Here is an 11,439-nt window from a genome sequence, read left to right as displayed (position 1 = left end):
CTACTGGTAAATACTATGTGTCCATTTTGACTGAATACGAAAAAGAGATCGTACAAAAAGAAGTAGAAACAGTTGTTGGATTAGACTTTGCGATGGATCAATTATACGTCAGTTCTGAGGATGAGAGAGCCAATTATCCTAAGTTCTATCGTGAAATGTTAGACCGATTAGCAAAGGCTCAACGAGTATTATCAAGACGTACAAAAGGTTCAGGGCGTTGGAATAAACAACGTATCCGTGTAGCTAAGCTGCATGAAAAAGTAGCAAACCAACGTAAGAACTTCCTTCACCATAAGTCTAAAGAGTTAGCTACTCATTTTGATGTTGTAGCTATTGAAGACCTAAATATGAAGGGAATATCGCAAGCACTTCATTTTGGAAAAAGCGTCGCTGATAATGCTTGGGGTATGTTCACCTCTTTCTTAGCTTATAAACTAAATGAACAAGGCAAACAGCTTGTGAAAATAGACAAATGGTTTCCTTCCACAAAAACATGTAGCAGTTGTGGAAATGTGAAAAATATGTCATTGTCTGAGCGAGTCTATTCTTGTATATGCGGTGTAAATCTCGATAGAGATTATAACGCAGCTATCAATATCAAAAATGAAGCAATACGCCTATTGGCGTTAGCATAGATAGCAATAAAATAACCCTTGGAACAAGGGAGTTAGCTCGGCTGTCTTAGGACGAATTCGTTAGCTACCAAAAGTAACGACTAACCGAGAAGCCCCCACTTCAAACAGTCCGTTAGGACGTTAAGTGGCGGGTAGTTCACATGTATGGAACAAACTTATTACTTAGGTTGTCTATTAAGTATACGTATAAAACAGGTGTTCATTATAGTTCGCTCATTTTATAAAAAGTGAGATGCAAGAAGAGTGATATCCGATATCCTCTTTAATTGTATCAATATGTATAACACCTAGAAAAACCATATATTCTTGAAAGAGGTTGAAAATGTATGATAGTCTTAAACAGGTTTTTTAACATTTTACATTACAAAAAGATGGTACCTTTAGTACTTCTTTCATGTGCAACGCTTATAGGCTGTTCCGATGGTAATACTCAATCTGAATCACCTAAACAAACGAAACAAACAAATCAAATCAAACAAGAAACTACTGGTAATGATTCTTTTGCTAAGCTTGAAAAAGAATTTGATGCTAAACTCGGTATTTATGCATTGGACACTGATACGAATCAAACCGTTACCGTATCAATCAGATAAACGGTTTGCATACGCATCTACCCACAAAGCTTTAGCAGTGGGAGTACTTTTACAAAAGAAATCAATAGAAGATCTAAATCAAAGAGTTTTGTATACTCGTGAAGATCTTGTTAATTACAATCCAATTACAGAAAAGTATGTTGATACAGGTATGACTCTAAAAGAGCTTGCAGATGCTTCCCTTAGGTATAGTGATAATACTGCACAAAATCTTATTCTTAAACAATTAGGTGGACCTAGTGAATTCAAAAAATCATTGAGAGAAATAGGAGATACAGTTACGAATCCTGAACGTTTTGAACCAGAATTAAACGAAGTGCATCCAGGAGACGTACATGATACTAGTACCCCAAAGGCATTAGCTACTAGCCTTCAGGCTTTTGCACTAGGAGATGTACTTTCAATTGAGAAACGGGATTTATTAATAGATTGGATGAAAAGGAACACTACGGGAGACAACTTAATTCGTGCTGGAGTTCCAGGAGGATGGGAAGTAGCTGATAAGACTGGCTCAGGATCTTATGGAACCAGAAATGATATCGCAATTATTTGGCCACCAAATAAAAAGCCAATTGTTCTTGCGATACTTTCTAATCATGATAAAGAGGATGCTAAATACGATGATAAGCTTATTGCAGAAGCAACCAAGATAGTGTTAGATGCTTTAAAAGCGACAAATAAATGAAAATAGTAATTAGTTATTAAAATTTCCCCGTTTTTCCGTCACAAAACTGTGACGGTCTTTTTGTGTATTTTAAAAAGAATCGAATTAAGTAAAGAAAAAAGATAGAAACAATCCCTATTGAATTTATTAATTAAGTAACAACAAATATACGCTTTATTGGATACTCATTGCATTTTTGGAGGCATGTAAGATATCATCTTTTTTAAATAAATAAAACATAAAACGCTAAACGAACTATAAAAATTACACCTAAATTAAAGGAGAGTACGAAATGAATACAATCATGATTGTGGAAGATGATATGAAAATTGCTGAATTACTGGGAACTCATATAAAAAAATATGGATACCAAAGTGTTATTATAGAGGATTTTGAAAATATCTTAGAAATATTTCAAGAGATAAAACCAGATCTAGTGCTACTAGATGTAAATTTACCTAATTTTGACGGCTATTATTGGTGTCGCCAAATACGAGCTATTTCTACTTGTCCAATTGTATTTCTATCTGCAAGGAGTGGAGAGATGGATCAAGTTATGGCTTTAGAAAATGGTGGTGATGACTACATTACGAAACCTTTTTATTATGAAGTTGTAATGTCAAAAATCCGTAGTCAACTCAGAAGAGCATACGGTGAATATGCCCCTAAAGTAAAAGAACGAATAGTTGAGCAATCAGGATTATTCCTGTTCCCAGAAAGAATGGAACTTCAACTAAATGACAAGAAAATTTTACTTACTAGAAAGGAAACAACTTTATTGGAAATATTGATAACAAAGTCTCCCCTCCTTGTAAAACGTGAAGTGATTTTAGAACAACTATGGGATAGTTCATATATAGACGAGAATACATTGAGTGTAAATATAGGTAGAATTAGAAGGAAGTTGCAAGATTTAGGGGTTGAAAACGCACTAGAGACAGTTCGTGGTGCTGGATATCGATTGCATGCTACTTGGAAGAGGGAAGGAAAGGAATAATGAAATTATTTTTTAAAGAACATATTCCACTCATTTGTTATACATTTGCCCAATTGCTTATCATCCTTTTTATATATTGGTTTGATGGTTATCCACATATTTTGACAGCATTATATTCTGTATTTTTGGGTGTTTTTTTACTAATGGGTTATCTAATATATCGTTATTATAGTCACCGTTCATTCTACAAGCGTCTATCAACACCAATGGAAGCTTTAAATGAGTCAATAAAAGATAGTGATTTGACGCCATTATCGATGGCCTTAGATAAAGTCCTACAAACTCAATATCAATATTATCAAAACCAATTAAAAAAGTGGGAACGAAAACAACAAGAACAAATGACTTTTATGAATCAATGGGTTCATCAAATGAAAACACCTCTTTCGGTTATTGAGTTAATTACACAAGATGCAGATGACTCTCGATTTGACAGTATTAATGAAGAAACGGAAAGAATCAAAAAAGGATTAGAAATGGTCTTATATGTTGCTCGTTTAGAAACATTTGAACAGGATTTTCATGTGGACAGATTGCAGTTATTGGAAATGATTGATTCTGCTATTCATGAAAATAAACGTCTATTTATACGTAGTTATGTATATCCAGAGGTAAAAGTAGATCCGAATCTTATTGTAGAAACAGATAAGAAATGGTTTCGATTTATACTCAATCAAGTACTGTCAAATGCAATTAAATATTCATCAAGTAAGAAAGAAAAAGTAATAGTATCGGCGTGTTCAAAAGGACGAGCAATTATTTTGGAAGTAAAAGATTATGGGGTTGGTATTCCTACTGCTGATTTACCGCGTGTTTTCAATCCATTTTATACTGGAGAAAATGGTAGGAAATATAAAGAGTCTACGGGAATGGGATTATATCTTGTTAAAGAAGTATGTGAAAAATTAAATCATAAGATTGAGCTAGAATCTGAGGTAGGTAAGGGAACAAAAGTTAGAATCATATTCCCGTATGCATCTCGTTAACCGATGAAAGATATACTTTTCATCGGTTTTTCTTTTGAATCTTACAAACTTGTTAGATAACTGTTAGGGAAATCGATATGAGACATACTATATATAGGTTACACTTCATGTATCGAAAAGAGAAATGGAAGGTGAAATACTTGTGGAGATACTACATGTTTCAGATTTAGGGAAGGTTTATCCAGGGAAAATTTCTTATACAGCATTATCCCATATTGATTTAAAAATAAACAAAGGTGAATTTGTAGGAATTATGGGACCATCTGGGAGTGGTAAAACAACGCTATTAAATATGGTGTCTACTATAGATGCTCCAACATCAGGAGAAGTATTAATTCATGGAGAAAATCCGTATCTGTTATCTCCAAATCAGCTGTCTTTATTTCGAAGACGTGAATTAGGGTTTGTTTTTCAATCATTTAATCTCCTTAATACATTGACAGTGAAAGAAAATATTGTTCTTCCACTTACGCTTGATGGTCTCAGTCCTAGAGAAATGGAAGGAAAAGTAGAAGCTATTGCTAAAAAACTAGGGATAACTGAAATATTAGATAAACGTACGTATGAAATTTCTGGTGGGCAGGCACAAAGAACTGCAATCGCACGTGCCACTATTCATAATCCGAAATTGTTACTTGCGGATGAGCCTACAGGAAATCTGGATTCAAAATCTGCTAGTGATGTGATGGAATTATTGACAAAGCTTAATAAAGAAAATAGCACAACGATGATGTTAGTGACACATGATGCAATGGCTGCAAGTTATTGTGATCGCATTGTGTTTATTAAAGATGGGCAGTTATACAATGAGATTTATTGTGGAGATAATCGAAAAGTATTCTATCAAAAAATTCTAGAGGTTTTAGCATTATTAGGAGGAAATGCAAATGACTTTTCGACAATTCGCATTTAATAACGTCATTCGAAGTAAACGAACATATTTGGCTCATTTTTTAAGTAGTACGTTTGCTATTATGATTTTCTTTACTTATGCATTACTTGCATTTCATCCTAATTTACAAGGCGATCTTGCTGCCAGTGTAACAATCAATACATTTGCAAAGTCAGGATTACAGATATCGCAGGGGTTAATATTTTTCTTCTCATTCTTCTTTATCCTATATTCTGTAAGTGCATTTTTAAAAACAAGAAAAAAAGATTTTGGAATTCTAATGCTACATGGGATGTCACGTTCACAATTGAACAAATTAGTATTTATTGAAAATATAATAATTGGTATCGCTTCGATTTTAACAGGAATTACAATTGGAATGGCGTTCTCTAAGTTTATCTTAATTATGAGCAACAATCTGCTAATGATTGATAAAGGACTCCCATTTTACATGCCTTTTAAAGCAATTGGAATAACATTTGGAGCTTTCTTCTTATTATTTTTATTTATTTCACTTTTCACTTCTCGACTAGTAAATGTAGAGCAATTAGTGGAATTAATAAAAGCAGAAGAAAAGCCAAAACCTGAACCCAAAGCATCCCTTTGGCTATCTTTGTTCGCACTAATTTGTATGGGATTAGGATATACGGCTGTTTTCCATAGTGTTAATGCAATTCATTACAAGGATGTGAAATATGTATTATTCATGATGGCGACAGGGGTGAGCCTTGTTGTACTTGGAACGTACTTCTTATTTACACAGCTCAGTGTGTATGTGTTACGTGCATTAAAGAAAAGGGAAAATATTTTCTTTAAGAAAACAAACATACTCACCATTTCAGATTTAGTGTATCAATTAAAAGATAATGCAAAAATGTTTTTTATGGTCACTATTATATCTGCAGTTGCCTTCACAGCAGTGGGGACTTGTATGGGATTAGGTAACTCATCTATGGCTGAATCGAATAGCCCCTTTGCATTTTCTTATAAGTCTTATAATAATAATCCCTTAGAAAAAGAGCATCTAAAAAAAATAGAAAGCGAACTCAATAATGGTAGGTTTAAATTTCAGCGAGTAGCTTATTCAACAAAACAAAGTCGTGATACTCTCTATAACAATAATATATTATCAACCGTTATAAAATTAAGTGATTATAATAAGTTAGCTAAGGCATTTGGTTTTAAAAAAGAAAGTCTAAAAAATGAAAATGATAGCCTTGTCATACCTTCAAGAAAAGTTGCTAATACAAAATTGAATCAAAGTAACTTTCAATTGTTGTATAGAGATATGAAAAAAGATATGCATGTAAATAAAATACTTACTCCGAAAGAATTACAAGATACAATGGTAACGATAATTATTGTACCAGACGCTGTATATAATCAAATGATAGCAGATCCAGAGAATCACTTTTTTGAAACCACTATTAATGGTTTTATTGTGAAAGATTGGGAGAAAACAAAAAAAGTTGCGGAAAATCTTTTAGCTGCTTTTCAGAAAGATAATACAAGTAAAATTGAGGATATAGTAGACAACGGAAAATATACATTTTCGACTTTAATTCTTGAATGGATAGTGATGAAGCAAAGTTTTGGACTTGCATCTATCATGAGTGTATTAATAGGCATTGTTTTCTTTACGTTTGCTGCAAGCTTTTTATATTTCCGATTATACACAGACTTAGAACGAAATCAGCAGCAGTATAAAATGATAGCAAAAGTTGGTTTAAGTAAACCGGAATTAAAGAAAATTGTGTCACGTCAACTGGCATTACTATTCTTTTTACCCATTGTAATAGCAATTACCCATAGTACCGTAGCTTTTATGGCCTTGCAAAAGTTAGCTAATTTTTCAGTATTGGGTAGTTCCGTTATAGTATTGGTTTGTTTCTTAGTTTTGCAAATTATATACTTTTATTTTGTTCGTTCTCAGTACTTGAAAAAAATGTATAAGACGATTTTTTAAGTCAAATATAATTAAAAGAAGGAGAATATAGATTGAAAAAAAGACTTGGATTATTAATAGTAGCTGGCATTTCGATTACTATGTTAGGAGCATGTTCATTATTTGGTACAAAAGACTCTCCAGCAAATGGTCTTTCAATAGAGGTAGAGCAGTTAAATGAACAAACAAGAAATTCTATAATTGACTCATACAAAGATATAACAACCTCACAAGACTTATATCAATTAAAAGAAGGGACTATAGATAATAATAAGCTTGACATAAAGCTACCGACTAAATTTGGGGATTCTATGGATACTGCTACTAGTAATTTACTATTTATTAGTAGAACAACTGCTGAAAAAATGGTCAAAAAGGGGCTTATACTTGAAAGAGATAATAATCAGGGGGACATATCTTCAGATCCTGTGGATTCATTACCAAAATCAAAAAAAGGTGAAACTATCTTATTTGCAAATAAAGAATATAAGGACTTAAAAGAAATAATATATGATGATAAAAAAGTGAGAACTCAATACGAAGGTGATGTATGGCTAGCGCCATACCGTGGTGGATCCAATGTGATTTTATTAATTGTAGATGATACTTTATTTAAAGAAATAAATGGGAAAGAAAAAACAAGACAATTTCTATCTTTTAATAAATCTTTTGGGAATCTTAATTTAGTCAATCAGGGGAAAGAACCAGAATTAATAAAGGAAATAAATAAATTGAATACGGCTTTAGGTACTGAGGGTAAGGGAGCCGTTGAATTTGTAAATATTAAAGAAAAGTAAAAGAGTAGAAAAAGTTTAGAACGTAATAATCATCTTTGAAAAAATCATTTATTGATTTTTCAAAGATGATTATTTTTAAGGACACAAATAAGTGGACCTGATTTTTTAGTCATAATAAAAAATTTAATACTTACCAAGTACGCTCACAGACTGAATTAGAAATGAAAAAATTGATTGGAATGATTTATGTGAATCGTGATAATGAAAGTAATGGATCAATTAAACGATACAAAAAAGATTTGTTTCATTGGTATAAGTATATAATTCAAACAAATGGCGAAATTATTGTTTGATAAAAAACATTTTAGACTATTAGGGGTGCGGAAGAGATTCTGCCTATAAGGCGAAATTATTTACAAAAACAGTTAAGAAGACCTTATGTTATATTTTTAGAGAAAGCATTCGTAGCGGATGCTTTTTTCTTTTTTTAACTGTTTAATTGCTATAGGATAAGCCGGATTCTTATCGATTGTTATCACACGTGGCTTTGAAACATAAAAAGACCGCAAAGCTTTCTTGAAAAAGTGCTTTGCAGCCTTTTGGTCTCTTGTTTTGCTTAGACAAAAATCGATTGTGCTTCCTTTCGAATCAACAGCACGGTACAGGTACAGCCATTGTCCTTTAACTTTTATATATGTTTCATCAACTTTCCAAGAATTATTGGTTTGCTGCAGGTGATGACGAATTCGTTTGTCCAATTTAGGTCCATACTGATGAAACCAACGCATAATCATGGTATGAGAAATGATAGCGTCTTTTTTCTTATCTTTCTATGCAATCATAAACCATTTATCTCGAAAAAGTGAGTGGGGAAGAGAACGAATGAAAATCATAACGCGTCAGCTTATTTCAATGATATTCTTGTCTTTAATTAAATTAGTCTTTATATCTACTCATATTGTGTACTTTATACTGTCCATTGGCGTTAATTACAATGGTAATATAAAAAAATAAAAAAGGGAACAAATGAAACTTGTATCTTGTCTATATATTGAAACCATAATAAAAGTGAGGGCGGTTTTTATGTTTATTCAAATAAGTTTGAGGTGTGAAAATGGAACAGACGTTTATTGAAAAGTGTAATCATGATGAGCTTGACTATGTTATAAAAGACTATTGGCAAGATGTATGGAATTATTCATTTATTATTACGAAAGATCCACATTTATCAGATGATATCACGCAAGATGTATTTATAAAGGTGTTTAAAAATTGGAATTCATTTCGAAAGGAGTCATCTATTAAAACGTGGATATTAAAAATCACAAGAAATACGGCAATAAACCATTTGAAATCCTCTTATTTTAAAAGGATATCTTTAATAGGATTTTTTAGTGACGATAAGCAATCCCTGTCAGCAGAACAAGAATTTTTTAACCAAGAAGAGATGAATGAGGTGTGGAAGGTTGTATTAAAACTACCTAAAAAGCACCGTGAAATAATTATATTGGACGCAAAATATGAATTATCATATGAAGAAATGGCTGAAACATTAGGAGTATCCATTGGAACAGTCAAATCTAGATTAAGCCGAGCAAGAAGTAAAGTTTCAAAACTAATAGGGGAGGGTAGTAGTGATGAACAGTAAAAAAAATCCTGACTGGTATAGTAAATTGAAAAAAGGCCCAATGGAGCATCGGAAAGATGAAGAAGAATTTATTTATAAAATAAAGCAATCGATATATCAAAATAGTGAAGTGGATTCTGTAACAAATAAGAGACCATTTCGTAAAAAAGTATTGTCTGTTGTAGTTGTGTTGGTTTGTACAATGTTATTTTTTATTGTTCAACAACCTTGGCCGGATGATAATAAATCACCGGTACAAAGTAGTACTCAAATTAAGTCGAAAACAAAAGATGAATCTGCTCAAGATCCATCATTAAAACAATTTATGAATGATTTATATCAAAGCACAAATTCAAAAAATGAAAATGACCTGTATAAAGCGTTAAATGATGAAGTTCTATTTAAAGGGAAGAGTTATAAGAAGGATGAATTGAAGTTTGATGAAGATATTTTTCATGAGTTGCAAGTCGCCCTTGCAATGGGGGGAGAATTTGTAAATGATAAGAAGAAAGTTTACAAAGTGCCAAGTGGAATGACAGAAAGTAATCAATCAAAGCAAGAACACTATATATATGCAACTGTTACTGGAAACAAAACGAAAATTTTAGCTGAACCAAAACGAGAATCAAAAGTTTTATATGAAGTATCTAATGAAATGGTAAAAGTTTGGATCCCGGAAAAAGTGCAAAATGATAGATATATAAAAATATCGACTATTAACGGTGATATTACTGGATATGTACAAAAAAAGTACGTTTTAACTGATATTAAATATTCATTTATGTTCGAAAAGAATAATGAAGGTATATGGAAAATAATAAATATAGATTCTATATGGTAAAAGAGGAAGGTTCACTTTTATGAACCTTCCTCTTTGTTTTTATTCTCTTTTTGAAGTGTATGCCAGAACTCTAAAACTTCTGCTGTAACGAGAGCGGCGATGTTTTTTTCTGAATTACTACCAGGAATAACGACAGAAATGGCGATTTGTGGATCTTTCGTAGGAGCATATGAAATGAAAAGAGAATGATTTATCATTCTTTCTTGCTCATTCGGAGAACCTGTACTACCCGTTTTACCTGCGACATCAAAGGGCAAGTTTTTAATCTCCTCTATATTTTGACTCATGCCACCTTGTACGACACTCCAAAATTCTATAGGATAACGATTTGAACTTTCTAAAATGGGTTTAAACTTTTTTGTTTCCTTACCGTCATGACCAATAATAGCACTTACGATTTGAGGTTTATATTTATCACCTTTACTTGCCAAAGTTGCTGCATATTGAGCGAGTTGAAGAGGAGTATGCACTTCATTTCCTCCCCAAGAAGCATTTAATAAAGCAGAAATCCCATTTTCAAATTTATTAGATGGATGCAATTCATATTGTCCGTCTTCTTCAAAGGGTAAATCAATCCCGGTTTTAGAACGTAGGCCGAATTGCATTAAATAATCTGTCCATATATGTGCCACTTTTTTTATATTCCCATTATTTTGGTTGAATAAGGGCAGAGCTACTTTTGCTGTCATAAATGTGTTAGATGAATTAATGATAGCCTGCCTTGGTGTAATCTCACCTGTTGGCGTTCCAGGTCCATTCGTAATGTTATTTTGATTATCATACTGAAAGGTACCCTTATCTAAATAAGTATCTTCAGGTTGAAAAAGCTTTTCCTTTAATCCAATTAAAATAGTAAGTGGTTTTATAGTAGAGGCCATATTTACATAAGATTCACCATATTTTAATTTTTGAATTGCTTTATTTTGCGAAAGTGATTTAATGTTTTCATTTTTAGATGATACATGTGTATGTAATGTATTTGGATTAAAAAGTGCCGAGTTGGCCATAGTTAAAATTGCGCCAGTTTTTACATCGGTTACTACAACATAACCAGCTTTAGCATCAGGTGTATTCTTTATTTGAGATCTTAATGCTTCTTCTGCCTTTTTCTGCAACTTAGAGTCTAAAGCTAGCCACACATCTTTTCCTTTTTGTACGTTTTGAATGTTCCATAAGAACTTTTTATTATTCAATTTAAAAATAAGAGTTTTGCCTGATTTTCCTTTTAAATCATTTTCATATTGCAGCTCAATCCCGCTTTTTCCAACAGCCATATGCTTTGAATTAAGGTCATTTTCTACATACCCAATTACCTGTGAACCAATTTCGTGTTTAGGATAATATCGAATCCATTCATCTTTAATTATTACATTATTGGGTTTGTTTTTGTTTATGAATGCAAGTTCATCTTCAGTTATATCAGAGTATAACGGTATATCATTCATAGTCTGCTTTTTACAAGATTGTTGTAATTGAGATTTTATGTTCTCTGTAGAAATATCATGTTGAAACTCGCTTGAAA

Annotated in this window: 9 protein-coding genes and 3 pseudogenes; 10 read left to right on the top strand and 2 right to left on the bottom strand. The window is 32.3% G+C overall.

Annotation, left to right across the window (positions count from 1 at the left end; all coding sequences use genetic code 11):
• The 8 genes and pseudogenes from QO049_RS29735 to QO049_RS29700 all read left to right on the top strand — a co-directional run.
• The coding region (locus QO049_RS29735; protein ID WP_284489779.1) for an RNA-guided endonuclease InsQ/TnpB family protein at window positions 1–635 on the top strand (635 nt) is incomplete at its 5' end.
• Window positions 636–961: 326 nt separating this feature from the next.
• Window positions 962–1,913, top strand: a pseudogene (bla, locus tag QO049_RS29730) (class A beta-lactamase).
• Window positions 1,914–2,184: 271 nt separating this feature from the next.
• Window positions 2,185–2,889 (top strand): response regulator transcription factor, encoded by a 705-nt coding sequence (locus QO049_RS29725; protein ID WP_246963647.1) that lies wholly within the window; start codon window positions 2,185–2,187, stop codon window positions 2,887–2,889.
• Window positions 2,889–3,875, top strand: a complete 987-nt coding sequence (locus tag QO049_RS29720; RefSeq protein WP_284489778.1) for a sensor histidine kinase — start codon at window positions 2,889–2,891, stop codon at window positions 3,873–3,875. Before QO049_RS29725 ends, QO049_RS29720 begins: the two co-directional genes overlap by 1 nt.
• A gap of 142 nt (window positions 3,876–4,017) precedes the next feature.
• Window positions 4,018–4,788 (top strand): ABC transporter ATP-binding protein, encoded by a 771-nt coding sequence (locus tag QO049_RS29715; protein ID WP_087952358.1) that lies wholly within the window; start codon window positions 4,018–4,020, stop codon window positions 4,786–4,788.
• A complete protein-coding gene (locus tag QO049_RS29710) occupies window positions 4,763–6,733 on the top strand; it encodes an FtsX-like permease family protein (RefSeq protein ID WP_284489777.1) in 1,971 nt (656 codons plus the stop codon). Before QO049_RS29715 ends, QO049_RS29710 begins: the two co-directional genes overlap by 26 nt.
• Before the next feature lie 32 nt (window positions 6,734–6,765).
• A complete protein-coding gene (locus QO049_RS29705) occupies window positions 6,766–7,509 on the top strand; it encodes a lipoprotein BA_5634 family protein (RefSeq protein WP_284489776.1) in 744 nt (247 codons plus the stop codon).
• A gap of 143 nt (window positions 7,510–7,652) precedes the next feature.
• Window positions 7,653–7,802 (top strand): annotated as a pseudogene (locus QO049_RS29700) (6-phospho-beta-glucosidase); the annotation flags it as partial.
• Window positions 7,803–7,919: 117 nt separating this feature from the next.
• On the opposite strand, the pseudogene QO049_RS29695 reads toward QO049_RS29700, so the two are convergent.
• Window positions 7,920–8,255 (bottom strand): annotated as a pseudogene (locus QO049_RS29695) (IS6 family transposase); the annotation flags it as partial.
• Between the two features lie 308 nt (window positions 8,256–8,563).
• On the opposite strand from QO049_RS29695, the gene QO049_RS29690 reads away from it, so the two are divergent.
• Window positions 8,564–9,097 carry an RNA polymerase sigma factor gene (locus QO049_RS29690; RefSeq protein WP_065705742.1) on the top strand — a complete coding sequence of 178 codons (534 nt, stop codon included), beginning with the start codon at window positions 8,564–8,566 and terminating at the stop codon, window positions 9,095–9,097.
• Entirely contained in the window at window positions 9,087–9,917 is an 831-nt protein-coding gene (locus tag QO049_RS29685; protein WP_284489775.1) for an SH3 domain-containing protein, read from the top strand. The genes QO049_RS29690 and QO049_RS29685 overlap by 11 nt, the downstream gene beginning before the upstream one ends.
• Window positions 9,918–9,934: 17 nt before the next feature.
• Here the strand turns inward: QO049_RS29685 and QO049_RS29680 are convergent.
• Window positions 9,935–11,439, bottom strand: a 1,505-nt coding sequence (locus tag QO049_RS29680; RefSeq protein ID WP_284489774.1) for a peptidoglycan D,D-transpeptidase FtsI family protein, incomplete at its 5' end; no start/stop codon positions are given.

It is taken from the genome of Bacillus sp. RB3 (genome assembly GCF_030164735.1).
Lineage (GTDB): Bacteria > Bacillota > Bacilli > Bacillales > Bacillaceae_G > Bacillus_A > Bacillus_A cereus.
Note: the sequence above shows the minus strand (reverse complement) of the source record. Positions and strands in the feature narration are given on the sequence as shown.